The organism is Devosia ginsengisoli (assembly GCF_007859655.1).
Taxonomy (GTDB): Bacteria; Pseudomonadota; Alphaproteobacteria; order Rhizobiales; family Devosiaceae; genus Devosia; species Devosia ginsengisoli.
Map to the genome: position 1 here is coordinate 1248804 of NZ_CP042304.1, position 24443 is coordinate 1273246.

Annotated in this window: 21 protein-coding genes and 1 tRNA gene; 10 read left to right on the plus strand and 12 right to left on the minus strand. The window is 63.1% G+C overall.

The window, feature by feature from the left end; genetic code table 11:
- Positions 1 to 78: 78 nt before the first annotated feature.
- Both rocF and FPZ08_RS06065 read left to right on the plus strand, forming a co-directional pair.
- Positions 79 to 1050: an arginase gene (gene rocF / locus FPZ08_RS06060; RefSeq protein ID WP_146289147.1), complete on the plus strand. Its 972-nt coding sequence runs from the start codon at positions 79 to 81 to the stop codon at positions 1048 to 1050.
- Position 1051: 1 nt separating this feature from the next.
- Positions 1052 to 2089 carry an ornithine cyclodeaminase gene (locus FPZ08_RS06065; protein ID WP_146289148.1) on the plus strand — a complete coding sequence of 346 codons (1038 nt, stop codon included), beginning with the start codon at positions 1052 to 1054 and terminating at the stop codon, positions 2087 to 2089.
- 84 nt (positions 2090 to 2173) lie between these two features.
- Here FPZ08_RS06065 and FPZ08_RS06070 read toward each other — a convergent pair whose 3' ends face one another.
- Entirely contained in the window at positions 2174 to 3322 is a 1149-nt protein-coding gene (locus FPZ08_RS06070) for a citrate/2-methylcitrate synthase (RefSeq protein WP_146292967.1), read from the minus strand.
- A gap of 78 nt (positions 3323 to 3400) precedes the next feature.
- On the opposite strand from FPZ08_RS06070, the gene FPZ08_RS06075 reads away from it, so the two are divergent.
- A complete protein-coding gene (locus tag FPZ08_RS06075) occupies positions 3401 to 4480 on the plus strand; it encodes a citrate synthase/methylcitrate synthase (RefSeq protein WP_146289149.1) in 1080 nt (359 codons plus the stop codon).
- Positions 4481 to 4668: 188 nt separating this feature from the next.
- Here FPZ08_RS06075 and clpX read toward each other — a convergent pair whose 3' ends face one another.
- From clpX to FPZ08_RS06110, 7 genes are all read right to left on the minus strand, one after another.
- The gene (gene clpX, locus FPZ08_RS06080) at positions 4669 to 5946 is read right to left on the minus strand and encodes an ATP-dependent Clp protease ATP-binding subunit ClpX (protein WP_146289150.1); all 1278 of its coding nucleotides are present in this window, start codon (positions 5944 to 5946) and stop codon (positions 4669 to 4671) included.
- Positions 5947 to 6119: 173 nt separating this feature from the next.
- Positions 6120 to 6749 (minus strand): ATP-dependent Clp protease proteolytic subunit, encoded by a 630-nt coding sequence (locus tag FPZ08_RS06085; RefSeq protein WP_146289151.1) that lies wholly within the window; start codon positions 6747 to 6749, stop codon positions 6120 to 6122.
- A 235-nt stretch (positions 6750 to 6984) separates the two neighbouring features.
- A complete protein-coding gene (locus FPZ08_RS06090; RefSeq protein WP_146289152.1) occupies positions 6985 to 7215 on the minus strand; it encodes a hypothetical protein in 231 nt (76 codons plus the stop codon).
- 124 nt (positions 7216 to 7339) lie between these two features.
- Positions 7340 to 7735: a YciI family protein gene (locus tag FPZ08_RS06095; RefSeq protein ID WP_186767225.1), complete on the minus strand. Its 396-nt coding sequence runs from the start codon at positions 7733 to 7735 to the stop codon at positions 7340 to 7342.
- An 81-nt stretch (positions 7736 to 7816) separates the two neighbouring features.
- Positions 7817 to 9289, minus strand: a complete 1473-nt coding sequence (locus FPZ08_RS06100) for an NAD(P)H-hydrate epimerase (RefSeq protein WP_146289154.1) — start codon at positions 9287 to 9289, stop codon at positions 7817 to 7819.
- Positions 9290 to 9531: 242 nt separating this feature from the next.
- Positions 9532 to 10911, minus strand: coding sequence for a trigger factor (tig, locus tag FPZ08_RS06105; protein WP_146289155.1), 1380 nt, complete (start codon positions 10909 to 10911; stop codon positions 9532 to 9534).
- Positions 10912 to 10960: 49 nt separating this feature from the next.
- Positions 10961 to 11045 (minus strand) — tRNA-Leu (locus FPZ08_RS06110).
- Positions 11046 to 11430: 385 nt separating this feature from the next.
- Between FPZ08_RS06110 and FPZ08_RS06115 the strand changes: the two genes are divergently transcribed.
- Positions 11431 to 11769: a P-II family nitrogen regulator gene (locus FPZ08_RS06115; RefSeq protein ID WP_146289156.1), complete on the plus strand. Its 339-nt coding sequence runs from the start codon at positions 11431 to 11433 to the stop codon at positions 11767 to 11769.
- A 72-nt stretch (positions 11770 to 11841) separates the two neighbouring features.
- The gene (gene glnA / locus FPZ08_RS06120) at positions 11842 to 13251 is read left to right on the plus strand and encodes a type I glutamate--ammonia ligase (RefSeq protein ID WP_146289157.1); all 1410 of its coding nucleotides are present in this window, start codon (positions 11842 to 11844) and stop codon (positions 13249 to 13251) included.
- 59 nt (positions 13252 to 13310) lie between these two features.
- Here glnA and FPZ08_RS06125 read toward each other — a convergent pair whose 3' ends face one another.
- The 4 genes from FPZ08_RS06125 to FPZ08_RS06140 all read right to left on the minus strand — a co-directional run bounded on the left by FPZ08_RS06125 (position 13311) and on the right by FPZ08_RS06140 (position 17453).
- The gene (locus tag FPZ08_RS06125; RefSeq protein ID WP_146289158.1) at positions 13311 to 13958 is read right to left on the minus strand and encodes a PilZ domain-containing protein; all 648 of its coding nucleotides are present in this window, start codon (positions 13956 to 13958) and stop codon (positions 13311 to 13313) included.
- Between the two features lie 137 nt (positions 13959 to 14095).
- Positions 14096 to 14740 (minus strand): PilZ domain-containing protein, encoded by a 645-nt coding sequence (locus FPZ08_RS06130; protein ID WP_146289159.1) that lies wholly within the window; start codon positions 14738 to 14740, stop codon positions 14096 to 14098.
- A gap of 135 nt (positions 14741 to 14875) precedes the next feature.
- Positions 14876 to 16396, minus strand: coding sequence for an ABC-F family ATP-binding cassette domain-containing protein (locus FPZ08_RS06135; RefSeq protein ID WP_146289160.1), 1521 nt, complete (start codon positions 16394 to 16396; stop codon positions 14876 to 14878).
- 733 nt (positions 16397 to 17129) lie between these two features.
- Entirely contained in the window at positions 17130 to 17453 is a 324-nt protein-coding gene (locus FPZ08_RS06140) for a hypothetical protein (protein WP_146289161.1), read from the minus strand.
- 196 nt (positions 17454 to 17649) lie between these two features.
- Here FPZ08_RS06140 and parE point away from each other — a divergent pair, with 196 nt between their 5' ends.
- The 5 genes from parE to FPZ08_RS06165 all read left to right on the plus strand — a co-directional run bounded on the left by parE (position 17650) and on the right by FPZ08_RS06165 (position 24222).
- Complete coding sequence (gene parE / locus FPZ08_RS06145) at positions 17650 to 19674, plus strand: DNA topoisomerase IV subunit B (RefSeq protein WP_146289162.1); 2025 nt, start codon at positions 17650 to 17652, stop codon at positions 19672 to 19674.
- Between the two features lie 494 nt (positions 19675 to 20168).
- Complete coding sequence (locus FPZ08_RS06150) at positions 20169 to 21656, plus strand: DEAD/DEAH box helicase (protein WP_146289163.1); 1488 nt, start codon at positions 20169 to 20171, stop codon at positions 21654 to 21656.
- A gap of 149 nt (positions 21657 to 21805) precedes the next feature.
- On the plus strand, positions 21806 to 22879 hold the full coding sequence (locus FPZ08_RS06155; protein ID WP_146289164.1) for a GGDEF domain-containing protein: 1074 nt from the start codon (positions 21806 to 21808) through the stop codon (positions 22877 to 22879).
- Positions 22880 to 22968: 89 nt separating this feature from the next.
- Positions 22969 to 23682 (plus strand): transcriptional repressor LexA, encoded by a 714-nt coding sequence (gene lexA, locus FPZ08_RS06160; protein ID WP_146289165.1) that lies wholly within the window; start codon positions 22969 to 22971, stop codon positions 23680 to 23682.
- Between the two features lie 327 nt (positions 23683 to 24009).
- Positions 24010 to 24222 carry a cold-shock protein gene (locus tag FPZ08_RS06165; RefSeq protein ID WP_056230464.1) on the plus strand — a complete coding sequence of 71 codons (213 nt, stop codon included), beginning with the start codon at positions 24010 to 24012 and terminating at the stop codon, positions 24220 to 24222.
- The last annotated feature ends 221 nt before the right edge of the window (positions 24223 to 24443 follow it).

Sequence of the window (24443 nt, forward strand, 5' to 3'; positions counted from 1 at the left end):
TGCAGATATAGCATAATTCCGGCTTTTCGTACACACGAGCCCGCCGCATCCTGCTGGCTTGAGACGAGGAGACGTTCAATGAACCAGCCTGACGCCCAAGCCATCGACCTGTTCGGCATTCCCAGCGATGCCGGCGCCTCCTGCCGCGGCAGCGGCATGGGGCCGGAGGCGCTGCGGGTGGCCGGGCTGGTCGAAACGCTGGCGACGCTGGGCCATGTGGTGACCGATCGCGGCGACATCACCGGGAGTGACCGGGCGAGGACGCCGTGGCGGCTGTCGGATGAGCGCAACGCCGAAGTGCTGGATATCGCGCGGCAGAGCAGCGCAGAGGCGCTGGCGAGCCTGGACGCGGGGCGGCTGCCGGCCTTTGTCGGCGGCGATCATTCGCTTTCCATGGGCACGATTTCGGGCGTGGCGCGGCATTGCGCTTCTGTGGGCAAGCCGCTCTTCGTGCTGTGGGTGGATGCCCATGGCGATTTCAACACGCCCGCCACGTCAGAGACCGGCAATATTCACGGCATGCCGCTGGCTCTGCTGTGCGGCGAACCGGATTTCGGGCCGGACTATGAGGGCGAATGGCGCGGGCTGGTCGATCCGCGCCATGTGACGATTTTCGGGGCAAGGTCCATCGACCGGCCGGAGCGGCAATTGCTGGAGCGGCGCGGGGTCGACGTGATCGACATGCGCCGCATCGACGAAATGGGCGTGGTAGCGCTGATGCGCGAGGTGCTGGCGCGGGTGGAAGCCGTGGGCGGACACCTGCATGTGAGCCTCGATGTCGATGCCATCGACCCGGCCATTGCGCCGGGTGCGGGCACGCCAGTGGCGGGCGGGCTGACCTTCCGCGAGGCGCATCTGGTGATGGAAATGATCCATGACAGCGGCGCCATGGGTTCGCTCGATGTGGTGGAGCTCAACCCCTATCTCGACCATGCCGGCATGAGCGCGCGGCTCCTGGTCGACCTCACGGCGAGCCTGTTCGGCCGCCAGATCATGCCGCGCCAGGTGGTGCGGATCAGCGAGACTGCAACCAGCATAAAGGGAGGCTGAATTGACGCAATTCATCGGGGTCGAAGACATGAGGAGGCTAGTCCGGTCCACCGGCACAAAGGCCTTTCTCACCCAACTGGCCGACTATGTCAGGCACGACTTTTCGCGCTGGACGGAATTCGAGAAATCCGCCCGCGTGGCCAGCCATTCACGCGAGGGCGTGATCGAGCTGATGCCCACATCCGACGGGCAGCTCTACAGCTTCAAATATGTCAACGGACACCCCAACAATCCCAAAACCGGTAAGCTGACCGTTACCGCTTTCGGTGTGCTGGCCGATGTGGCCAGCGGCTATCCGCTGGTTATCAGCGAGATGACGCTGCTGACGGCTTTGCGGACCGCCGCGACCTCGGCTTTTGCGGCCGGCCTGTTGGCGCGCAAGGACAGCCGGGTGATGGCGCTGGTGGGCGCGGGAGCGCAGTCCGAATTCCAGGCGCTGGCTTTCCAGGCATTGCTCGGCATCGAGGAGATCCGGGTCCATGACCCCGATGTTCTGGCGGTCGACAAGTTCATGGCCAATGCGGCTGGATTCGGTATGACACTGGTGCGTTGCACCGATGTGGCGGAGGCGGTTGCTGGCGCCGATATCGTTACGGTCTGCACGGCGGTCAAAGGGCGGCAGGCGGTGATTGAGGCGGGCATGCTGCGGCCCGGCACGCATATCAACGCGATTGGCGGGGATTGCCCGGGCAAGACGGAGCTGCATCGGGACATTCTCGATTTGGGCAAGTATTTCACCGAATTCACGCCGCAGACGCGGGTGGAAGGGGAAATCCAGCAGGCGGCGGCGGACTATCCGGTGGCCGAATTGTGGGAAGTACTGGCCGGGGTGAAAGACGGCCGGACCGGTGATGCGGACGTTACGGTTTTCGACTCGGTGGGCTTTGCCATTGAGGATTTTTCGGCGCTGCGGCTGGTCTATGACCTGACGGCGGGCAAAAGGCGGATGGTCGATCTGGTGCCGGAGCTGGATGACCCGAAGAACCTTTATGGGGAGCTGGTGGGTGCGGCTCACCCGAAGCTTGTCGAACCCGCCTAAGCCAATTCAACCTCGATCGTCACCCTCGGGCTTGACCCGAGGGCGTTTCACTGCTGAGCGTTCGGTAAGTGCAGAGCCCTCGGGTCAAGCCCGAGGGTGACGGCTGGTGGGTTGGGAAGGCCCTGCCCCCACGTAGCGCGCTCTAGGCCGGATCAGCTCGCCGCTGTCGATCTGCTCGATCATGTGGGCCAGCCAGCCCACGCAGCGACCTAGGGTGAAGACGGTCAGCGCGGCATCGTCGGGGAGATCGAACCTTGCGACAAGCGCCGCCAGGGCAAAATCGACATTGGGCTGTTCGCCGGTGAAATCCGTGGCCGCATGGCGGAAGGCCACATAGTCCGGCGGCGGATCGAAGGCGGAGAGCAAGGCGGCGCAGCGCGGGTCGCCATGGCGATAGAGCGGATGGCCCATGCCGGGCACGGCGCGGCCCTCGCCCAGCCAGTCGCGCAGCGCCTCGGGATCGCCGCCCACATCCTCGACCAGCGCGGCAACCAGGCGTGACGCCCGGCCGTGGCTGGGGCCGGTCAAGGCGGAGAGCGCCGCCAGCGTGCCGGCCCAGAGCGAGGCGCCGGTGGATACCGCGACGCGGGCGGCAAAGGTCGAGGCGTTGAGTTCGTGATCGGCCAGCAGCACCAGTGCGCGCCGGATAGTGTCGGCTGCGTCGGGCCGGTTCCAGATCAGAGCGAGCCGGCGGTGCAGGGGTTCGGCGGCGTTGTCGCTGCCGGTCAGAGCCTCGGCCAGCGTGCCGAGTACCTGCCCGGCTTCCATGGCCAGCATGGCGGGGGCCTGCATGGTTGCTGTGGGCAACCAGGCTTGTTCGGCCAGAGCCCCAAAGGCGGCGGGCAGACCAGGCGCCCTGCCCGTTCCGCCCCGAACACCGAGGCGCAACGGTGCCTGCCAGAGCAGGACCGCCACATCTTCCAGCGTCGCAGTTTCGGCCAGCAGGCGTGCGTCGTGGCCGCGATAGAGCAGACGGCCGTCCGCGATCGAGGAAATGGCGGTGCTCAACACCGGATCGCCCCAATGCATGGCCTGCGCGGCCACCGCTTCCTGCTTGCGCCGACCCTTGGCCCGTTGCGCCAGGCGGCGCACATCATCGCCACGATAGAGGCTGCGGCGGCTGTCAGATGGATCGGGCCGCGCCTTGATGCGGCCGCGGCTGACATTGGCATAGAGCGTCTGGGGCTGGGTACCCAGCAGGGTCAGCGCTTCGCTCGCCGTGAGCCAGTCCATGACATTGATCCAATTGGTCAAGATTGACGTCAATATCAGCATGCCCGACCCTGGCGGCAACAAGCAAGGAGATAACCTATGAAATCTGGTCTCGAGGATGTCGTCGCGGCTGAGACGGTGCTGTCGGACGTGGACGGCAAGAATGGGCGGCTGATCGTGCGCGGGGTGTCGTTGGACGACCTGGTGCTGACCAGCCGCTTCGAGGATGTGGTGGCATTGCTGTTCGACGGCTTCCTGCCCAGCCCGCCCGATTTGCGGGCAGCCTTGGGCGCAGCGCGTGTGGCGGTGTTCGGGCATCTGGCCGAGGCCGGGACAGTGGTTGACCTGCCGCCGGTGGAGGGCGTGCGGGCGCTGCTGGCGCGGCTTCCCGATGGTGACGATTTGTCGACGGCACTGGAACTGGTGGCGGCCCCGGCCGTGTTCACTGCGGGCCTGCTGCGACTCAAGGCCGGGCTGGCGCCAATCGCGCCTGATCCGGAACTGTCGCAGGCGGCCGATGCGCTGCGCATGCTGCGCGGGTCGATGCCCAGTGCAGAGCAGGTTTCGGCGCTCGATCGCTATATGGTGACGGTGGCCGATCACGGGCTCAATGCCTCGACCTTTGCGGCGCGGGTGGTGGCATCGACGCAGGCGGGGCTGACCTCGTCGGTGCTGGCGGCGCTGAGCGCTCTCAAGGGGCCGCTGCATGGCGGTGCGCCGGGGCCGGTGCTCGACATGCTGGATGGCGTTGGAACGCCCGGCAATGCCGAGGCGTGGATCGGCGCGGCGCTGGGGGATGGCGAGCGGTTGATGGGGTTCGGGCACCGGGTCTATCGCGTGCGCGACCCGCGGGCCGATGCGCTGAAGGCCGCGGTGCGGATGCTGGCGGCATCGGGGGCGATTGATGCGAACCGGCTGGCGCTGGCCGAGGCGGTGGAGGAAGCGGCGCTGCAGCAGTTGCGGCTGCGCAAGCCGGATCGAGCGCTCGATACCAATGTGGAATTCTATACGGCGCTGCTGCTGGAAGCGCTGGGGTTTCCGCGGGAGGCGTTTACCTGCGTGTTCGCCATGGGGCGCGTGGCGGGATGGGTGGCGCATGCGCGGGAGCAGGCGGAAACCGGACGATTGATCAGGCCGATGTCGGTTTATGTGGGGCCGGTGCCGAGGGTGGCGGCGTAAGAGTCTTAGTGGATACCCCCTCCTAGCCTCCCCCTGATAGGGGGAGGAATCCGGCCGGTGATAGGGGCGCGGTGTTGCCAAAGCCCCGATGCGGCTCCTCCCCCTATCAGGGGGAGGTTGGGAGGGGGTATCCGCTAAAAAAAAACGCCGGGCTCATGGCCCGGCGTTTTCAATTTATCCCAGACGCATCACGCCGTAGCGGGGGCGTCTTCCTGTTTGCGTTCGGAATAGATGTAGAGCGGACGGACGTCCTTGCCCTTCACCACGTCCTCGCTGATCACCACTTCTTCCACGCCTTCGAGCGAGGGCAGGTCGTACATAGTGTCGAGCAGAATGGCTTCCATGATCGAGCGGAGGCCGCGGGCGCCGGTCTTGCGCTCGATGGCCTTTTCGGCGATCGCCTTGAGGGCGTCCTCGTGGAAGGTCAGTTCGACTTCTTCCATCTGGAACAGGCGCTGGTACTGGCGCACCAGGGCGTTCTTCGGGGCGGTCAGGATTTCGATCAGGGCGGCAATGTCGAGGTCTTCAAGGGTCGCCAGCACCGGCAGGCGGCCGATGAATTCCGGGATCAGGCCGAAACGCACCAGGTCTTCCGGGGCCACATCGGCCAGGATCTGGCCGACGCGACGGTCGTTGGGATCCTTGACCACGGCCGAGAAGCCGATGCCCGAGCCTTCGCCACGGGCCGAAATGATCTTTTCGAGACCGGCAAAGGCGCCGCCGCAGATGAACAGGATGTTGGTCGTGTCCACCTGCAGGAATTCCTGCTGCGGATGCTTGCGGCCGCCCTGGGGCGGCACCGAAGCCACGGTGCCTTCCATGATCTTGAGCAAAGCCTGCTGCACGCCTTCGCCCGATACATCGCGGGTTATCGACGGGTTGTCGGACTTGCGGCTGATCTTGTCGACTTCGTCGATATAGACGATGCCGCGCTGGGCCTTTTCGACATTGTAGTCGGCAGACTGCAACAGCTTGAGGATGATATTTTCCACATCCTCGCCGACATAGCCGGCTTCGGTCAGCGTGGTGGCATCGGCCATGGTGAAGGGCACGTCGAGAATGCGGGCCAGCGTCTGGGCCAGCAGGGTCTTGCCCGAACCGGTGGGACCGATCAGCAGGATGTTGGACTTGGAGAGTTCAACGTCCTGGTTCTTGGTGGCGTGGTGCAGGCGCTTGTAGTGGTTGTGGACGGCCACGGACAGCACGCGCTTGGCGCGGAACTGGCCGATGACGTAGTCGTCGAGCACCTTGCAGATTTCTGCAGGAGTCGGCACGCCATCGGAGGACTTGACCATGGAGGTCTTGTTCTCTTCGCGGATGATGTCCATGCACAGCTCGACGCATTCATCGCAGATGAACACGGTCGGACCGGCGATCAGCTTGCGAACCTCATGCTGGGATTTCCCGCAGAACGAGCAGTAAAGCGTGTTCTTCGAGGTTTCGCCGTTCGTTGTCTCTTTGGACATCCTGTCACTCCCGGGAGCAGCGTGCTCCCAAAACTCAGCGGTATCGGAAAAGGTAACGCTGAAGGCATAAACAAAGTCTAAGCCGAAACGATCCTAAAGACCGTTCCGGCTTGGTGCAATTGCGCATGGATCACAGTCCACGGCGCATCGGCAATGTGCTTAACGCAGGCCAATCAGCTCGCGGCGTCCGGCACGACGCGCTTTTCCATGACGCTGTCGATGATGCCGAAGGTCTTGGCTTCCTCGGGGGAGAGGAAATTGTCGCGCTCGAGCGCGCGCTCGATTTCCTCGTAGGTGCGGCCGGTGTGCTTCTCATAGATCTGATTAAGACGCCGCTTCAAACCCTCGACTTCCTTGGCATGAATCAGAATGTCGGTGACCTGACCCTGATAGCCGCCAGACGGCTGGTGGACCATGATGCGCGAGTTCGGGAGCGAGCTGCGCATGCCCGCTTCGCCGGCAGCGAGCAGGAGCGAGCCCATCGAGGCCGCCTGCCCCATGACCATGGTGGCCACGGACGGACGGATGAACTGCATCGTGTCGTAGATGGAAAGGCCAGCCGTCACCACGCCACCGGGCGAGTTAATGTACATGGCGATTTCCTTTTTCGGATTTTCCGATTCGAGGAACAGCAGCTGTGCCACGATGAGCGAGGCCATGTTGTCCTCGACCACGCCGGTCACGAAAATGATGCGTTCGCGCAGCAGGCGCGAATAGATGTCGAAGGCGCGCTCGCCGCGGTTCGACTGCTCGACCACCATGGGAACGAGCGTGTTCATGTAGATATCGTGCGGATCCCGCATGTGATGCCCCTTTTGCCGTGCCGGGTCGCGGACCGGGCTGGCAGATTAGTAGTTGGAACACGATCCCTTCCCGAACGCGGACATCGGGGGTCCGGGGATCATGCTGGAAAATCGAATCGGCGCGACGGCCGATTGCAGACTATGCCGCCTTAAGAGCGGGTAAAGGCACAGATAGGCGGCAATGGGGCGCGCTTCAATAGGCGTCGGCGGGAAGGGTGAACACGCCCCTGCCCGATCAGGCCGAGAAGCCTACCGCCACGCCCTTCTTGCGGAAATAGGCCTGCATCAGCTTGCGGCCCTGGCGGTTGGACTGGGCCAGCTTTGCCGGCTCGAACACGGCTTCCTTGGCGCCTTCGCGGGCCATGGCGGCCTTGAGGGCGGCGATATGGGTATCGAGGTCCTCGTTATCGGCCTTGATCGAGGCATAGATATTGTCGATGGCCTGGGCCAGGGTCAGCTCGCTCACTTTATGCAATCCTCAGTCGCTGCTTGTGCCTTCAAGACATCATCGGGACGGGCTTGCCAAGTCTTTTCGGCATGATTTTGTCCGGGCGGAGCGTCGCGCCCCGCCCGGGAATGCTGCGGCCGAGCTAGGACAGGCGGAGTTCGGGGCGGGCCTGGCCGGTTTCGCTGTGGCGATGATCCTCGACCAGCGGCCGGATTTCGAGGCGGCAATGGGCGGCGATGGGATCGTCGTCGAACAGGGCCACGGCCTCTTCCATGTCCCGCGCCTCGAGCAGCAGGAAGCCGCCCACGACCTCCTTGGTCTCGGCATAGGGGCCATCGATGAGCGACATCTTCAACCGGCGCCGGTCGATCCCGACGCCCGTCTCAACATCTTCAAGGGGCGAGGCGATGAGCAGGTGGCCGGACTGGCGCAGCTTGTGATCATGCTCGATGGTGGCATCGCCCACCGCACGCATCTGGTCGGGGGTGAGCCCGGCAAAAGCGCCGGGGCCGAAATAGACAAGACAGAGGAATTTCATCGTCACTCTCCATGGTTGAACACCACCTCGACGAGTGGCCATTCACCGGCTCGACTATTTTTTTCACACGGATCGACGGATTTACAAGCTCGCCAAGACGCCCGGCACCAGCAGGGGCAAATCCTCGCTGATCAGGCCGGGGCCGCCGAAGCGATTGGCGGCTTCGGCATGGAGCCAGACCGCGGCGCAGGCGGCTTCCCAGCCCGACATGCCCTGCCCCATCAATCCGGCGATCATGCCGGCCAGCACGTCGCCGGAACCGGCCGTGCCGAGCCAGGCGGGGGCATTGGCATTGATGGCGACGCGACCATCGGGGCTGGCGATGACGGTGTCGCTGCCCTTGAGAACGATAATGGCGCCGGAATGCTCGGCGGCGGCACGGGCCTTTTCCAGCTTGCCGCCAGGCACGTCGCCGAACAGGCGCTGGAATTCGCCTTCATGCGGGGTCAGGACCACGGGACGGGCATTGGCCTTGATGGCGGTGGCGAGCGCATCGGCATGGCCGGCAAAGCTGGTGAGGGCATCGGCATCGAGGACGGCGGCGGCACCGGATGCGAGCACAGCGAGGACGCTGTTGCGGGTCGTTTCGCCGATGCCGGCGGCCGGGCCGATGACGACGGCATTGATGCGCTTGTCGGCCAGTAGTTCGGCCAGTGCGGCACTATCTGCGGCGGGCTTGAGCATGATGGCAGTGACATGGGCGGCATGAATCGCGAGGGCGTCTTCCGCGCCGGCCAGCGAGACCACCCCTGCCCCGACGCGGAACGCCGCCATGGCTGCGAGGCGCGCCGCGCCGGTCTGCAGCGGACCGCCCGAGACAGCCACGACATGGCCGCGATCGAACTTGTTGCCCTCATTGCCGGCAACGGGAATGGACCAGAGATTGGGCGTATTCTGCCAGGCAGAGGCGGCAATGGAATCGAGGACGGTTTCGGGAATGCCGATCTCGGCCAGCACCACTTCGCCACAGCAGTCGCGGCCGGGCAGCAGCAGGTGGCCGGGCTTGAGGCGGAAGAAGCTGACGGTCATGTCGGCAATGACGGCCGTACCACGCACCGCGCCGGTAGCGCCATGGATGCCGCTGGGCATGTCGATGCTGACCACGGGCCGGCTGTTGGCATTGACCGCTTCGATGATGGCGGCGAAATCGCCTTCGACATCGCGGTCGAGCCCGGCACCGAGCAGCGCATCGACGATGAGATCGGCATCGTCAATATCCTTGCCGGTGGGGGCCTCGATCCGGCCGGACCACTGTCCGGCCATGGCAGCGGCATCGCCCCTGAGGGCGTCGCGGGCGCCGATGAGGCGGAGCTGGACGGGCCAGCCCTTCTGCTTGAGCAGGCGGGCCACCACGAAGCCGTCGCCGCCATTATTGCCGGGACCACACAGGACCAGCACGGAACGCTGGTAGTAGCGCTCAATGATGGCTTCGGCCACGGCCTTGCCGGCAGCCTCCATGAGCTTGAGCGACTTGACGCCGGCTTGCATGGCAAGCTGGTCGGCTTCAGCCATCTGGTGCGGGGTCAGCAGGATATCGGCGGGGGCGATAGTCATGGGACGTCCGATGATGTGTTGGTTTCGACCCTACCACACTCTCGATGTCATCCCGGCCTTGAGCCGGGATTCATCCTGAGATTTTGTGGTTCATTCCACCACCTTGCGGCCGTGGCGATCGCTCAGGATGGGCCCCGGCTCAAGGCCGGGGTGACACCGTGGGTGGGATGGACGGTGCCACAGGATCAAAACAAAAAGCCGCCCATTTCTGGGCGGCTTTGAATTTGATGCGTCAGAGCACCTTAGTGGTGGTGCTCTTCGGGAACCTCGTCCTCGTCGGCCTGGATCAGCTTGGCCAGTTCGGCGCGGGTCATCTTCTTGTCGGTGATGTCGCCCTTTTCGGAGACGAAATCGACGACCTTGTTCTCGAAGACCGGAGCACGGAGGCCGGCAAGGGCCTGCGGGTTCTTGCGGTAGTAGTCGTAGACCTGCTGTTCCTGGCCGGGGAAGCGGCGCACTTCGGCGATGAGCGCCTGCTGGTGCTCTTCCTCGGTGACCTCGACTTCGTTCTGGTTGCCGATTTCGGCAACCACGAGGCCCAGGCGCACGCGGCGCTCGGCAATCGTGCGATACTGCTCGCGTGCGGCTTCCTCGGTCGTACCCTCATCCTCGAAGCTCCGGCCGTGGCTCTGTACTTCGTGCTCGACGCGCTGCCAGATCGTGTTGAATTCGGCATCGACCAGCTGGGCCGGAACGTCGAACTTGTGGCCATCATCGAGCGCATCGAGAATCTGGCGCTTCATGTGCTGGCGGCTCATCGAGGCGAGAGCGGCTTCCATCTGCGTCTTGACGGCGGCGCGCATGGCTTCGACGTTCTCGACGCCGAGGCGCTGGGCGAATTCGTCGTCCAGTTCGCCCTGGTTCGGGCCATCGACATGCAGGATGGTGACTTCGAACTGGGCCTTCTTACCGGCCAGCTCGTCGCTCTGGTAATCCTTGGGGAAGGTCACGTCGATCTCGCGGGTCTCGCCCTTCTTCATGCCGACAAGCTGCTCTTCGAAGCCCGGGATGAATTCGCCGGCGCCGACGGTGAGGTGGGCGTGATCGGAGGTGCCGCCATCGAAGGGCTTGCCCTTGATCTTGCCGACGAAGCTGAGGCCGAGACGGTCGCCGGTCTCGACGACGCCCTCATCACCCTTGTCGGTATAGCCGCGGTTCTGCGCGAAGACGCGGTTCACTTCGGCGGTGACTTCCTCGTCGGTGATGTCGATGACGGGGCGGTCGAGCTTGATGCCGTCGAGCTTCATCAGCGTAACGGGCGGCAGGACTTCATATTCGACGTCAAAAGCCAGGTCGGCCTTGCCGTCGAGCACGTCATTGATGACGGCCTGATCCTCGGGCAGATCGACCTTGGGCTGGGCCGCAGCGCGTTCCTTGCGCTCGTCTAGCGTGTCCGAAACGGTGGAATTGATGGCGTCGGTCATGACTTCGGACATGGCCGAACGACCGAACATCTTCTTGATATGGGCCAGCGGCACCTTGCCGGGACGGAAGCCCTTGATGTTGGCCTGGCCCTTGAGCTCTTCGAGCTTGGCGCCAAGGCGCTCATTGAGGGCGGCGGCCGGAATAGTGACGCTCAGCTTGCGCTTCAGGCCTTCATTGAGGGTTTCGGTAACCTGCATTCGGTTTTGTCCCGTATTCATTGATCGCGTGAGGGCCAGATCCCCAGGGTGGTGCGGGTGAGAGGACTCGAACCTCCACGCCTTGCGGCGCTGGAACCTAAATCCAGTGCGTCTACCAGTTCCGCCACACCCGCAAAAGGACCCGTTGGCCGGGTTGGCGTTGCATCTATATGAAGATGGAAAGCCCGTCAAAGCCTAGAGTGGGGATTTGCCGGGAATGGCGAAAACCACAGGACGTGCGGCACTTGCGCGGATTATGGGCGCCCGCTGCCTCCGGCGCGTGCGAGTGACGACATAAGCACCACTTCGCCCATCGCCCTATCGCCTTGGCTGGACGATTGCACAAAACTTGTGCATCCTGCCGACGTTTTGGACACTACCTGTCTATCCGGCGCAGTCCAGCACATCAGGCTATTGCTGTAAGTCTTTCGTCATACAGGCATTTTTGTCTTGCTGGCAGGCTGGCACAGGCCGTGCATACGGGCTTGCGGTACTCGCATACGACACTTGGAGGCACACATGAAAAAGATCGAGGCTATCGTAAAGCCGTTCAAGCTGGACGAAGTCAAAGAGGCACTTCAGGAGGTCGGGCTGCAAGGCATCACGGTGACCGAGGCCAAGGGCTTCGGACGCCAGAAGGGCCATACCGAACTCTATCGCGGCGCTGAATATGTCGTGGACTTCCTGCCCAAGGTGAAGGTCGAGGTCGTGTGCCCCGACGAACTGGCAGACAAGGCCATCGAGGCCATTCGCAACGCTGCGCAAACCGGCCGCATCGGCGACGGCAAGATTTTCGTCTATCCGATCGAGCAGGCCATCCGTATCCGTACAGGAGAATTCGGCGACGACGCGCTCTAGGGGCATCCCGCTCCGGGCATGGCTCGCTGTGACTACAACCCAAAACATTCCGTTTAGACAGGGGAATACCTAATGACCACCGGAGCTGACCTCCTCAAGCGCATCAAGGACGAGAACATCAAGTATCTCGACCTGCGCTTCACCGACCCGCGCGGCAAGCTGCAGCATGTCACCCTCGACGTTTCCATCGTCGACGAAGACCTGTTCGAAGAAGGCACCATGTTCGACGGCTCCTCGATCGGTGGCTGGAAGGCCATCAACGAAAGCGACATGGTGCTGATGCCCGATCCGGCATCGGCCTATATGGACCCCTTCTTCGGCGCTTCGACGCTGGTGGTGAACTGCGACATTCTCGAGCCGCTAACCTACCAGCCCTATAGCCGCGACCCGCGCACCACGGCCAAGAAGGCCGAGGCCTACCTCAAGTCGACGGGCATCGGCGACACGGTCGTGTTCGGCGCCGAGCCCGAATTCTTCATGTTCGACGACGTGAAGTATTCCAACACTCCATTCAAGGTGGGCTTCGAGGTCGACCATCCCGAGCTGCCGTCCAACAACGACACCGCTTATGAGGCCGGCAATAACGGCCACCATATCGGTCTCAAGAAGGGCTATTTCCCGGTGCCGCCGCTGGATAGCGCGCAGGATATCCGCGGCGAAATGCTGGCGGCCATGGCCGATATGGGCGTGGTCGTGGAAAAGCACCACCACGAAGTGGCTTCGGCCCAGCATGAACTCGGCATCAAGTTCGCGCCGATGATCAAGGCCGCCGACGACGTGCAGATCTACAAGTATGTCATCCACCAGGTCGCCAATGCCTATGGCAAGACGGTGACCTTCATGCCCAAGCCGATCTTCGGCGATAACGGCTCGGGCATGCATTGCCACCAGTCGATCTGGAAGGACGGCAAGCCGCTGTTCGCCGGCGACCAGTATGCCGGCCTGAGCATGGATGCGCTCTACTATATCGGCGGCATCATCAAGCACGCCAAAGCCATCAACGCCTTCTCCAACCCCACCACCAACAGCTATAAGCGTCTGGTGCCGGGCTTCGAAGCCCCCGTGCTGCTGGCCTATTCGGCCCGCAACCGCTCGGCCTCGTGCCGCATTCCCTTCGGCCAGTCGCCGAAGTCCAAGCGCATCGAAATCCGCTTCCCCGATCCGCTGGCCAACCCCTACCTGGCCTTCTCGGCCATGCTGATGGCCGGTCTCGACGGCATCAAGAACAAGATCCACCCCGGCGACCCGATGGACAAGGATCTGTACGAGCTGCCGCGCCAGGAACTGATGCAGATCCCCCATGTCTGCGGCTCGCTGCGCGAGGCCCTGGCGGCCCTCGAAGCCGACCACGATTTCCTGCTGGCCGGCGGCGTATTCGACAAGGACCAGATCGACAGCTACATCGAGCTGAAGATGACTGAGGTCATCAAGTTCGAACAGACCCCGCATCCGGTCGAATACGAAATGTACTATTCGGCCTGAGGCTGACGGTATGAATGGGAAAGGGCCCCGAGAGGGGCCCTTTTGTTTTGGGTTACGGCTTATTCGACCGGCGGCGCCATCAGCATTTCGAGCTGGTCGAAGGCCTGCAGGGCGATGAATTGCAGGGCGAAGCCGACATCGAGATAGCGCACGACGCGGCCGACGAGCTTGCCGACGGCCATGGGGGTGCCGAGGCCTGGCCAGATATCGGCGGAAACGGCCACGCCGGATTGCGAGATATTGATGACGAAGCACGGAATCTGGCTGCCGTCGCCGAGCGTGAGCAGCGTGCGCGGGTCGCGCGGCAGGATGCGCTTGTGCTCCCGCTTGTCCGGAACCTGCTCATGCACACGCTTCTTCTGCCAGATGATCTTGCCGCCCAGCTTGTTGCGCTCGACATCGTTGAGCTGCAGATCCATGACGAAGCCCGATGGCAGCTTGCGGCTGATCCTGCCACGCAGGATGCCGAATTCATCGAAATGGGCGGTCACCGAATCGCCCTCGCGGCCGGTCACCGGACCGACCACCACCGCCAGCCGCGTCGATATCGAGCAGAGCCGGCAGGCATAGACGGACACTTTGCCATCGTCGCCGACACGGCGATCCGACAGCGCATAGCGTCCCGCCACGGCGCCGATAAACCGGACATCGTGCCAATCGAAATGTGACCGTGACGGCGCATTATCGCCGTCGACGCCTTGAAACATGGGGCCCTCGTCCCATTCGTTCCTAATCGGAAGAAAACGATAGGGGCGAGTCCTTAAGGACTTCTCCAAATTTACCTGTGAGTTTGATCGCTTGCCGCGAGCGGCTTCGATCAACTCATCGCATGGTTAGCGGGACCCTACGCAGCCGGGATTTCAGAGGGCGGCGCGGACAGGCGCTCCTCAAGCTGGTCCTGCGGGTAGATTTCCGTGAACGCCACGGCAAACCCGATATCGAGGCGCCGCACGACCCGGCCGATCATGCTGCCCACCGCCAGGGGCGTGCCGCATCCGGGCAGGACCGAAGCGGAAATGGCCGCCCCCGACCGGGAAATGTCGATGACGAAACACGGCAGGTGCTTGCCATCGGCCAGGGTCAATACGCTCCGCGGCAGCCGCGGCAAGATGCGGGGATATTCGCGCTTGTCCGGCGCATGGCTTGTGGCGTTCTGCTTCCGCCAGCGAATTTTCGCCGCCAACTTGTCCCGTCCCTCGTCATCGAGGTCGATATCCAGGGCGAAACCGGTTGTCATTTCGCGGGCAACCCGCGTGCGCAACAGCCCGAAATCCTTGAAATGGGCCGCCACGGCCTCGCCCACCCTGCCGATGACAGGCGCCACCAGTACGGCCTGGTGCGGTGAAATCGAGCAGAGCCGGCAAGCATAGACCGGCGCCACTCCATCTGTGTCGCGTCTTTCCGATAGTGTGTAGCAGCCGTTGAGCGCGCCGATATACCTGACGTCGTCGTGCCGCCCCGGCCTAGCCGAAACTACTGCCTCTTGCACTTTTCGTTCTCCAGCACAGGCAAGCAATCATAGTAGAAATATCTAAACAATTTACGTACGTGCTGGTATTCGGAATATTCACCCGGTTTTACTTGTGATGTTTTGTTTCGATCGCGCACGTATTGCCTGAACGCATCATCCGCGTTCGGCCGCCATGTCGGCAAAATGGGCTTCAGGACTGTCTACTTCGCGCAGGCGCCTGTTTTCGATCACGAGGAACCGGCTGCCCAGCCCGCGCACGAAACTGCGGTCATGCGACACCAATATGCAGGTGGCGCCATGGGTGAGGATTTCATCCTCCAGCCGCTCCTGCCCCGGAATGTCCACATGGTTGGTCGGCTCGTCGAGCAGGTAGAAATTGGGCTCGAGCAGGCGAATGGCGAGCAGGCCCAGCCGGGCGCGTTGGCCGAAGGACAATTCGGCGATCGGCCGATCCTGCTTCTCGACGGCAAAGCCGGCGGCGGCCAGCAGGCTCTTGCTGCGCTGGTCGCCCTGGTCGAAGCGGCCGGTAATGTAGCCCAGCGGGGATTCTTTCGCCGGCAGGAAGCTCATGGCCTGATCGACATAGCCGGGCACGACCTGCGGGCTGACACGGATGCCCGGCGTCTCCGCACCCGCCATGGCGCGATGGACGAGGCCGATGAACTGGGACTTGCCGGTGCCGTTGCGGCCCAGGATGACCAGCCGGTCGCCCTGGAAGATATGCAGCTTGTCGATGCGGAACAGCTTGTCGCCGACGGGAGTGGTGACATCGACATTCTCGATGGCCAGCATGACCTTGGCCTGCGCGCCGCTATTGCCCAGCCTTATGTCGCCGCTGCGCTCCTTATGGAGGGAGAGCACGGCGCTTTCGATCTTCTCGGCGCGCTCGCGCAGGTATTTCGACTTCACGGTCAGCAGGTCGCTGCCTGAATTGATGCCGATATTGGTGAGCTTGGCCGCCTGCTTGCGGAGGCGACTGACCTCCTTGAGGTCCTTTTCGCGCTTCGCCTCGGCAGCCTCGTCGGCTTCGGCCAGCGCGAGCCGGGCCTTGCTGTAGGGCAGAGCGAAATAGTGACTGGCATCGGGCCGCAGGAACAGGGTGCGATTGGTGGTGGCGTCGAGGAATTGCCGGTCGTGGCTGGCGATGACGACAGGAATGTTGCGGGCTGCCTGGTTGATCCAGTTTTCAAGCTGGAACAGCTTGCCGAGATCGAGATGGTTGGTGGGCTCGTCCAGCAGCAGAGCATCGGGCTGCAGCACCCAGCAGCGGGCGATAAGGGCGATACGCTGCCAGCCGCCACTGAGTTCGGTCAGCTTGCGGTTGCGCATGGCATCGGGCGTTTCGAACTCGTCGAGCACTACGTCGACGCGCCAACTGTCGGTGTCGCGATCAACAGGCGGCAGGGCCTCGAGCACGGCGTCGTAAAGGGTGAGGCCCATGCTGGCGGCAGGCATGTCCTGCTCGACATAGCCAACGGTGAGGCCGCGCGAGCGCACGATATCGCCTGTGGTCAGTTCCCCCTGCCCGGCCATGGCACGCAGCAGCGTGGTCTTGCCGCGGCCATTGCCGGCAACGAGGCCGACCCGGTCGCCATCGCCGATGACGAAATTGAGGTTGGAAAAGAGGGTTTCAGAGGCCACGAGGCCGGCATTGCGGAGGCTGATGGAGCCCATTGTCTTGTCTCACTGGTGCGGCGCGAGGAAGCGCCAAAATCCTGTCAGGCGGTCAAGAACCGCCACGAAGGGCAAACCAGAATGGAAAGACAGAGGGGAACGTCCGTACCAGTACCGGTCAGCCCTGTAGCTGGTGCCACAGGGCGTGGACAGGGCCACGGGAGCGGTGCTCGAACTGCAAAGTCATGGCGCCCTCCCTCGGTTGGCGTGGTGATGGCGAATGAATAGCTGCGCGGATGACGGAAATCAACTCGGGGCAAACACACCGCTTGCCCGACCTCGTGGTTCGACAAGCTCACCATAAGGTCTCAACGGCGTTCGATCAAAGCAGGTAGAACATGGCCGCGACCAGCGCGAGAACCCCGGAACGCGGGGCGGTGAGCTTGGCCAGCCGGTACGCAATACCTGAAAACCCGGCTTGCGGCCAAACACCTGAGGCAACCGAACCAGCAGAGACCTGGTACGCAGAACGAGGATCCCGGTCGGTTCGCATACGGCAACTCCAGACAAAAACCGTATGGGATGGTTCTAGCAGCGCGCCTTTAAGAAAGTGCTTTCAAGAAGCAAACGGAACGTAAATCCGGCGCCCGATCTTGGGACGGGTTTGTATGGATCTGGGGCAAGGCCCTACCCGAGGCCTCACCCTGAGCGTGTCGATGGGCGAGGTCGGGCGAGTGGAGGCCCATGTGCCACGACCTCGTGGTTCGACGGGCTCACCATGAGGTCTACTGGCCTACCCCGCCGGGCGTAGCTGGGTGCGGTCTTCGATGCGGCCGGTGCAATAGTTGAAGTCGAGCAGATAGACCCAGTCGCCGCGCGTGGCCCGCACTTCGACATGTTTGTCTGTCATGACATTGAGATAGACGTTGGTATAGCCGCGATCGGCGACGGCCCGGCGGACCTCATAGCCGCTCATGCAGGTAATGCGCTCGGGGAAGAAGTCGGATTCCTCGTCGCCGAAGAAGATGCCGAAGCCGGCGGACTGGGCCTGGACAGGCAAGGTGACGCTGGTGCCGAGCAGCAGCGCCGCCAGGGCGATGGCGATGGACTTGGTCATGACGGCCTCCGTGTCATTGATGCAATCTGCCAGCGTGCCGGACCGGGCTTGAACCCAGCCGGAACCGGCCGTTCATCTGGCGTTCAGCTTTGTGGACAAAGCCCATGGCGGCAAGTGGTTCCGGCATGGCGCGGCACGCGGCTGGGATATGCTAAAAGGCGGAATTGCCTGATTCGGGCACGAATATGGAATGTGCATGTCGCAAGCAGAAGACCTTTTCGGCGGCGGGGACGAACCCGATCGCCGCAATATCCAGCCTGAACCGGCCAAGCCGGCAGCCAAGGCCGGCGCCGCTGCGCCGGGCTCGTATTCGGCTGCCGATATCGAGGTGCTGGAAGGGCTGGAGCCGGTGCGCCGCCGCCCCGGCATGTATATCGGCGGCACCGACGCCAATGCGCTGCACCACCTGTTTGCCGAAGTCATCGACAATTCCATGGACGAGGCCATTGCCGGCCACGCCACCCGCATCGAAGTGCATCTGGGCGAGGACGGGTTCATCACCGTTTCCGACAATGGGCGCGGCATCCCGGTCGAGAACCACCCGAAATATCCCGGTCGCTCGACGCTGGAAATCGTCCATACCGTGCTCCATGCCGGCGGCAAGTTCGACTCCAAGGCCTATGAGACCTCCGGTGGCCTGCATGGCGTCGGCGTCTCGGTGGTCAATGCGCTCTCGGACAGCCTCGTGGTCGAAGTGGCGCGCGAGCAGCAATTGTACCGGCTGGCCTTTTCGCGCGGCAAGCCGCTGGGCGAGATCGAAACCCTGGGCCGGGTGCAGAACCGGCGCGGCGTGACCACCCGCTTCCATCCCGATCCGCAGATCTTCGGCGACCACGCGCACTTTTCTGCCGCCCGCCTGTTCCGCATGACGCGGGCCAAGGCGTATCTTTTCGCGGGCGTCGAGCTGCGCTGGAGCTGCGACGAGTCCCTGGTGACCGAGGACGCGCCGGCCAAGGCGGTGTTCCACTATCCCAATGGTCTCAAGGACTTCATGACGGCGCGTATCGAGGGCGAGACGCGCATTGTCGACGAGCTGTTCGCCGGTGTTCACGGCAAGGCGGGCAGCCACGGAGCGGTGGAATGGGCCGTCGCCTGGACGCTCGGCGATGGTGGCGTGCAATCCTATTGCAACACCGTGCCGACACCCGATGGCGGCACGCATGAAGCGGGCCTGCGCACCGCCCTGCTCCGCGGCCTCAAGAATTATGCCGAGCTGACCAAGAACAAGGGCGCAGCCATCCTCACCGCCGATGATGTCTTCGCCCATTGCAGCGCCATGCTCTCCGTCTTCGTGCGCGAGCCCGAATTCGTCGGCCAGACCAAGGACAAGCTGGCCTCGGGTGAAGCCACGCGCATTGTCGATACCGCCCTGCGCGATGCGTTCGACCACTGGCTGGCTGCCTCGCCCAACCAGGCCGGCAAACTGCTGGACTGGGCCATCGAGCGCGCCGAGGAACGGCTGCGCCGCCGCAAGGAAAAGGAAATCGACCGCGCCAGCGCCACGCGCAAGCTGCGTCTGCCCGGCAAGCTGGCCGACTGCACGCAGACAGCGGCGCAAGGCGCGGAGCTGTTCATCGTGGAAGGCGACTCGGCCGGTGGCTCGGCCAAGCAGGCGCGCAACCGCGCCAACCAGGCGGTGCTGCCGCTGCGCGGCAAGATCCTCAACGTCGCCGGGGCTAGCCGGGAGAAGATGCATGCCAGCCAGCTCATCTCCGACCTCATCCAGGCTTTGGGCTGCGGCACGCGGGACCGCTATCGCGAAGAAGACCTGCGTTACGACAAGATCATCGTGATGACCGATGCCGATGTCGACGGCGCCCATATCGCTTCGCTGCTGATCACCTTCTTCTTCCAGGAAATGCCCAAGCTGATCGATGCGGGGCACCTTTATCTGGCCCTGCCACCGCTCTATCGCATCAGCCAGGGCGGCAAGACGCTCTATGCCCGCGACGACGCCCACAAGAATGAATTGATGGAAACCGAATTCACCGGCAAGGGCAAGGTGGACATGACCCGCTTCAAGGGCCTGGGCGAAATGCCCTTCGCGCATCTGCGCGAAACCACCATGTCGCCCAAATCACGGACCCTGCTTCAGGTGAAGGTGCGGGACGATCTGGACGCGACGCGGATCAGCGTCGACCGGCTGATGGGGACGAAACCCGAGGCGCGGTTCGACTTCATCCAGGAGAATGCCGCGTTTGTGACGGATCTGGATGTTTAGCCACAGCATCCGTGCCTTTGGGTGAACCCGCTCGGACAGGTCGGAATACATTCGCAGATCGTCACCCTCGGGCTTGACCCGAGGGCTCTATACTTACGGACGTTCAGCAAGTGCAACACCGTCGGGTCAAGCCCGAGGGTGACGATCGCGTTTTGCGCGTCACGAACAAGAGGCCACTCCTCCCCTGAGAGTGAAGTGGCCCCAATTAAGACTAACGCCCGCAAAACCGTTGACAGGCAAGGCCTTTGCGCTATGGTCCGCGCCGCTGGAGCATTTCCGGCTGGACGGTTTGTCATCACGGCATCACCCGCCTCTGCCAAAAAACTGCCTCAGGGCCACTCCGTATCTGCACTTGCTGCAATCCCGTTCGGTGGCCATCCAGTCGTGAACGCGTCGCATAATTTTCCAGTTCACGGCTGAAGACCCCGGCGCACCGTTCGAATGTCTCGGACTGGACCTGGCCCCGGGCCACATATCTGAGTGGAATTACCTGATTGACTGATGATTTTTCCGGGCTGGGCCTGTCCACCAAAGTAACCGACGCGGTCACTGCTGCCGGCTACACCAAGCCGACCGAAATCCAGGCGCAGGCCATCCCCCATGTCCTGCAGAAAAAGGACGTCATCGGCATCGCCCAGACGGGCACCGGCAAGACGGCATCCTTCGTGCTGCCCATGCTGCACCTGCTGGAAAATGGCCGCGCCCGCGCCCGCATGCCCCGCACGCTCATTCTCGAACCGACGCGCGAGCTCGCGGCGCAGGTTTCCGAGAATTTCGAGAAATATGGCAAGAACCATCGCGTTTCGATGGCGCTGATCATCGGCGGCGTGAGCTTTGAGGACCAGAACAAGAAGCTCGATCGCGGCGTCGATGTGCTGATCGCCACGCCCGGTCGCTTGCTCGACCAGTTCGATCGCGGCAAGATCCTGCTGACCGGCGTTGAAATCCTCGTCATCGACGAAGCCGACCGCATGCTCGACATGGGCTTCATCGACGATATCGAAAAGATTGTGTCGCGCCTGCCGCCGCGCCGGCAGACCATGCTGTTTTCGGCGACGATGGACAGCCAGATCGAGAAGCTGACCAAGAAATTCCTCAAGGACCCCGTGCATGTGCAGGTGTCCCGCGCCGCTTCCACGGCCGACACGATCGACCAGAAGCTGGTCAAGGTCGGCTCCAAGCCCGAGGAAAAGCGGGCCGCTCTGCGCGATCGTATCCGCGCGGCCGAGGGCCTGACCAACGCCATCATCTTCTGCAATCGCAAGCGCGACGTAGCGACCCTCGCCCGTTCGCTGGAGCGCCACGGCTTTTCGGCCGGCGCGCTGCATGGCGACATGGACCAGAAGAGCCGCATGGAAACGCTCGATGCGTTCAAGAACAACCGGTTGACGCTGCTGGTCGCCAGCGACGTGGCGGCACGCGGGCTCGATATTCCCGCGGTGAGCCACGTGTTCAACTTCGACGTGCCCGTGCATGCCGAAGACTATGTGCACCGCATCGGCCGCACCGGCCGGGCCGGTCGTTCGGGCGTCGCCTATACGCTGGTGGCGCCGGCCGATGGCAAGCATCTCGACGCCATCCTCAAGCTGATCCAGAAGCCGATCGACTATCTCGAAACCGGTGGCAAGACGGCGCAAGCCGCCGCTCCGGCCGAAGATGGTGCAGAGCGCCCTGCCCGGCCGGCCCGTTCGCGCCGCGGCGGCCCGCGCACCCGCGCCGAAGCCGAGGCCACTGCCGAAACGGCAGCACCCGCGCCCCGGACCCGCCCCGCCGCCAAGGCTGCGCCGGTCGAGACGGAAGAGACCACGCCCGAACCGGCGGCAAAGCCGGAACGCAACGCCCAGCGCCCCGCGCGTGGTCGCGGCCGGCAGCGCCCGGAAGCCGAACAGCCCGATTCGGATACGGGCGCCGGCAACTCGCCCTTTGGCAATGACGGTCCGATTCCGGCATTTTTGCTGCGACCAACCCGCGCCGCCAGCTAATTTGATCTTATTTCATTGTGCAAGCAGCCGTTTTATTGCGGCGGCATAGTTGTCTTCATTAATACTGGCGCGATATTCATTATTGATGACTCGGCCGCAGGGGATTCAGGACGCGGCCAGGTCCGGCGCAACCATGCGCGAGGGAAGCTGTGTCGGAACAGGAATTCAAACGCGCGCTCGGTTACGCGAACTCGGCATTTGACCTGCTCAAGCGCAGCAGCATACCGCCCTATCCGCAATTTTATGAGCTGCTCTATACTTACGCGACGGGCGTCAACCCGACGCTGAACAACCGGATCAACGCCATTTTCCGCAATGGCGATTCCCCGTCGGCCAATCTTGCCGAAGCGCTCTACAACGAATTCCTCAAATCCGACGTCAATGACCGCATGTCCAACGTCTCGGAGCGCATGCATGCGCGCATCGAGGCGGTTCATGAGGCCATCGACACTGCCATGACCACGGCGAACGCCTATTCCGGCTCGCTGCAATCGGCCAGCGGGGATCTGGAACGCGATATTTCGCCCGAGGCGATGAAGACGCTGGCCGAGCGGCTGCTGTCCGAAACGCGGCGCATGCAGGACACCAACCGCGCCCTCGAGCAGAAGCTGGAAGCCTCGCGCGACGACATCGCCTCGCTGCAGCGCGACCTCGACGACGTCAGGCGCGAATCCCTGCTTGATCCGCTGACCAAGATCGCCAATCGCAAGAGCTTCGACGAAGGCATGGAAGCGGCCATCGCCGAGGCAAGGGAAAACGGCACGCCGCTCTGCTTGATGATCGTCGATATCGATCATTTCAAGAATTTCAATGATACCTATGGCCACCAGACCGGCGACCAGGTGTTGCGGCTGGTGGCGATGACGCTCAAGTCCAACATCAAGGGCAAGGACCTGGCAGCCCGCTATGGCGGGGAGGAATTCGTCGCCATCCTGCCCTCGACCGATATCGAGGGCGCAGTGATCGTAGCGGAGAATATTCGCCGCGCCATCCAGGCCAAGGAACTGCTGAAGCGCTCGACCAATGAAAAGCTAGGCCGCATCACCGCCTCCTTCGGCGTGGCCGCCTATCAGCCCGGCGATACGGTCAGCATGCTTATCGAGCGCGCCGACCGGTGCCTCTATGCGGCCAAGCATGCCGGCCGCAATCGCGTGGTCAGCGAAAGCGAACTGGAAGCCCTGCAGGTACAATTGCCGCAAATCCAGGGCATATCGGCGGCCTGATCTGCACTATTGCAGCGAGTATTGCAGAACATAACTGGAACACGTATAGTCGTTCTGCCTATGTTCCGATTCTCTCCCCGAGGGGCCCCATGCTGACGCGCAAACAACACGAGCTGCTGATGTTCATCCACGAACGGATGAAGGAAAGCGGCATTCCGCCTTCGTTCGATGAGATGAAGGATGCGCTCGACCTGGCATCCAAATCGGGCATTCATCGCCTGATCACGGCGCTCGAGGAACGCGGCTTCATCCGCCGCCTGCCCAATCGGGCGCGCGCGCTGGAAGTGGTCAAGCTCCCGGATTCGATGAACCCCTCCCTTGGCGGCCGCAAGGTGCGCTTCGAGCCTTCGGTCATCGAGGGCAATCTGGGCAAGGTGGCCTCGCCCCCGTCGCGCATTTCGGCGACCGAGGATTATGTGCGGCCGATCTCCATCCCGGTCATGGGCCGCATCGCGGCGGGTACGCCGATCGAGGCGATCCAGACCCATTCCCACACCATCATGGTGCCGCCCGAAATGCTGGGCGCGGGCGAGCATTTTGCGCTCGAAGTGCGTGGTGACTCGATGATCGATGCCGGTATTTTCGATGGCGACACCGTGCTCATCAAGAAGCAGGACGCCGCCAGCACCGGCGAGATTATCGTTGCTCTCGTGGATGATGAGGAAGCTACCCTCAAGCGCTTGCGCCGCAAGGGAAATACGGTGGCGCTGGAAGCCGCCAACCCGGCCTATGAAACCCGCATCTTTCCCCCTGACCGCGTCAAGGTCCAGGGGCGTCTCGTCGGTCTGCTGCGCAAATACTGATTGCAGGGGAGAAGCCGGTCGGCGGGCGCACCGCCCACTGGCGGCGGGGCCTGAAACGGCCGGATCGCCTGGCGTTTTGCCGGCAAGTATTCGGTGGGCCGCAATGGGGTCAGGACGGGCAAAGCGCAGTGTTCGCAAACTCTTAGTAGCGAACATCTTGCGGAATGGCCGTTTCCGTGCCACATAGGGGTATACGTTTTCAGCCTAAGTCGGCTGCCTGACGCCGGCCTGTCCGGTCCGTGGCTTCCTTCTCTACCATGCGAACGTTATGTCCCCTTGGCATGTTGCCATCGGATAACCGCTCGTTAAGAGCAAAAGGAAACTATCATGGCCCTCATCACTGGCACCGTGAAATTCTTCAACACCACCAAGGGCTTCGGCTTCATTTCGCCTGAAAATGGCGGCAAGGATGCCTTCGTCCACATCTCCGCCGTTCAGCGTTCGGGCCTGCAGGGCCTGTATGAGAACGACAAGGTGACCTACGAGCTCGAGACCGGCCGCGACGGCAAGGAATCGGCGACCAACCTGACCCTGCTCTAGGCTTCAGGCACAGATGACGAGCGCGCTTCGGCGCCGCTCGCACAAGGACCACCGCGATTTTCGCGGTGGTTTTTTTTGCTCGGGATTTGGCCGGAGTTTGCCGGCACCGTAAGGAACCGGTGATCATGCGGTTCGGGCCGCTCGGAGAAAACAGGGGTTCCCGCTTTCGCGGGAATGACCCGACTGGAGCGGGGCGCTGATTGGTCCCGTGCCGAGTACCG

Bases quoted from the DNA above. Each gene is read 5' to 3' on its own strand.
- rocF (WP_146289147.1), top strand. From the start codon at position 79: ATGAACCAGCCTGACGCCCAAGCCATCGACCTGTTCGGCATTCCCAGC.
- FPZ08_RS06070 (WP_146292967.1), bottom strand. From the start codon at position 3,322: ATGGACTGGCTCACGGCGAGCGAAGCGCTGACCCTGCTGGGTACCCAG.
- FPZ08_RS06075 (WP_146289149.1), top strand. From the start codon at position 3,401: ATGAAATCTGGTCTCGAGGATGTCGTCGCGGCTGAGACGGTGCTGTCG.
- clpX (WP_146289150.1), bottom strand. From the start codon at position 5,946: ATGTCCAAAGAGACAACGAACGGCGAAACCTCGAAGAACACGCTTTAC.
- FPZ08_RS06085 (WP_146289151.1), bottom strand. From the start codon at position 6,749: ATGCGGGATCCGCACGATATCTACATGAACACGCTCGTTCCCATGGTG.
- FPZ08_RS06095 (WP_186767225.1), bottom strand. From the start codon at position 7,735: ATGAAATTCCTCTGTCTTGTCTATTTCGGCCCCGGCGCTTTTGCCGGG.
- FPZ08_RS06100 (WP_146289154.1), bottom strand. From the start codon at position 9,289: ATGACTATCGCCCCCGCCGATATCCTGCTGACCCCGCACCAGATGGCT.
- tig (WP_146289155.1), bottom strand. From the start codon at position 10,911: ATGCAGGTTACCGAAACCCTCAATGAAGGCCTGAAGCGCAAGCTGAGC.
- FPZ08_RS06115 (WP_146289156.1), top strand. From the start codon at position 11,431: ATGAAAAAGATCGAGGCTATCGTAAAGCCGTTCAAGCTGGACGAAGTC.
- glnA (WP_146289157.1), top strand. From the start codon at position 11,842: ATGACCACCGGAGCTGACCTCCTCAAGCGCATCAAGGACGAGAACATC.
- FPZ08_RS06125 (WP_146289158.1), bottom strand. From the start codon at position 13,958: ATGTTTCAAGGCGTCGACGGCGATAATGCGCCGTCACGGTCACATTTC.
- FPZ08_RS06135 (WP_146289160.1), bottom strand. From the start codon at position 16,396: ATGGGCTCCATCAGCCTCCGCAATGCCGGCCTCGTGGCCTCTGAAACC.
- FPZ08_RS06140 (WP_146289161.1), bottom strand. From the start codon at position 17,453: ATGACCAAGTCCATCGCCATCGCCCTGGCGGCGCTGCTGCTCGGCACC.
- parE (WP_146289162.1), top strand. From the start codon at position 17,650: ATGTCGCAAGCAGAAGACCTTTTCGGCGGCGGGGACGAACCCGATCGC.
- lexA (WP_146289165.1), top strand. From the start codon at position 22,969: ATGCTGACGCGCAAACAACACGAGCTGCTGATGTTCATCCACGAACGG.
- FPZ08_RS06165 (WP_056230464.1), top strand. From the start codon at position 24,010: ATGGCCCTCATCACTGGCACCGTGAAATTCTTCAACACCACCAAGGGC.